This is a genomic window from Variovorax sp. 01T432 (assembly GCF_056398605.1).
In genome coordinates this window covers 1-1,698 of record NZ_JBFTPS010000127.1, presented here as the reverse complement: position 1 = coordinate 1,698, position 1,698 = coordinate 1, and the positions used below count along the sequence as shown (strand labels likewise).

Annotated in this window: 1 protein-coding gene; it reads left to right on the top strand. The window is 66.1% G+C overall.

Annotated features, from left to right (window positions below):
• Nucleotides 1-29: 29 nt before the first annotated feature.
• Nucleotides 30-1,691, top strand: a complete 1,662-nt coding sequence (locus AC1DNF_RS35540) for an IS1634 family transposase (RefSeq protein ID WP_478153613.1) — start codon at nt 30-32, stop codon at nt 1,689-1,691.
• Nucleotides 1,692-1,698 lie beyond the last annotated feature (7 nt).

Here is a 1,698-nt window from a genome sequence, read left to right as displayed (position 1 = left end):
AGTACAAGGACCAGGTCTATCGCACCCACCTGCTACGCCGCAGCTACCGCGAGGACGGCAAGGTCAAGAACGAGACCCTGGGCAACCTGTCGCACTTGCCCGATGCGCTGATCGAGATCATCCGCCGCTCGCTGCAGGGCGAGACCTTTGTTCCTCTTGCGTCGGCCTTTGAGATCACGCGCTCGCGCCCCCATGGCCATGTGCAGGCGGTGGCCAGCGCGATGGCGCGGCTGGATGTGGGCTCGCTGCTGTCTTCCAAGCCCTGYGTCGAGCGCGACCGGGTGCTGGCGATGATYGCCTCGCGCATCGTCGCGCCTCATACCAAGCTGGCGACTTCGCGCTGGTGGCACACGACCACGCTGGCCGAGGACTTCGGCGTGGTCGGTGCCAMYGAGGATGACCTATACGCTGCGATGGACTGGCTGCTCGCGCGCCAGGACGCCGTGCAGAAGAAGCTCGCTTCGCGCCATCTGCGTGACGGCGGCCTGGTGCTGTACGACCTGTCCTCCAGCTACTTCGAGGGCAGCTCCTGCCCCCTGGCCAAGCGCGGCTACAACCGCGATGGCAAGAGCGGCAAGCTGCAAGTGAACTACGGGCTGCTCACCGATCCCAGAGGGTGCCCTGTGGCGGTCTCGGTGCACGACGGCAACACCTCCGACAGCACCACCTTCATGCCCGCAGTCCACAAGCTGCGCGATGACTTCGGCATCGAACAGATGGTCATGGTCGGGGACCGCGGCATGGTCTCTCACAAGGCCATTGCCGAGATGCGGGAGACCGACGGCRTRGGTTGGATCACGGCGCTCAAGAGCGCCTCGATCCGCKCGTTGGTCGAGCAGGGTCARCTGCAGTTGGGCCTGTTCGATGAGCGCAATCTGGTGGAGCTCGCCTCACCGGACTATCCCGGCGAGCGCCTGGTGGCGTGTCGCAACGACGCGCTGGCCAAGCTGCGGGCGCACAAGCGCGAGGAACTGCTCGCCGCCACCGAGGCCAACCTGGCCAAGATCCAGCAGCGCGTGCACGCGGGCAAGCTCCAAGGTGCCGATGCCATCGGGCTGCGGGTGGGTCGGATCATCAACCAGTACAAGGTCGCCAAGCACTTCGAGCTGACCATCACCGACATCGCCTTGTCTTGGGCACGCAAGCTGGAGGAGATCGCCGGCGAGGCCGCGTTGGACGGCCTCTACATCATCCGCACCTCAGTGAGCGCTGAGCAGATGGACGCCGCTCAGTGCGTGCGCAGCTACAAGTCGCTGGCCAACGTCGAGCGCGCATTCCGCTCGATCAAGACGATCGATCTGAAGGTGCGTCCGATTCACCACCGCCTGGCCGACCGGGTGCGCGCGCACATCTTCCTGTGCATGCTGGCCTACTACGTCGAGTGGCATCTGCGCGAGGCGTGGCGCGAGTTGATGTTCGCCGACACGGATCAAGACGCCAAGGCCGCGCGCGATCCGGTGGCACCAGCCAAACGCTCCGCGGCGGCACAGGACAAGGCCTCGAGCCACACGCTGCCAGACAGCACCCCGGCGCACAGCTTCGCCACRTTGATGCAGGAGCTCGCCACCGTCGTGCGCAACACCTGCCGCACGCCCGACAGCGCGCCCGATGCGCCGACCTTCGACATCGTCACCACCGCGCAGCCTCTGCATCAGCGCGCCCTCGCGCTCGCGCAGGCCATCACGCCGTAGACAGAAA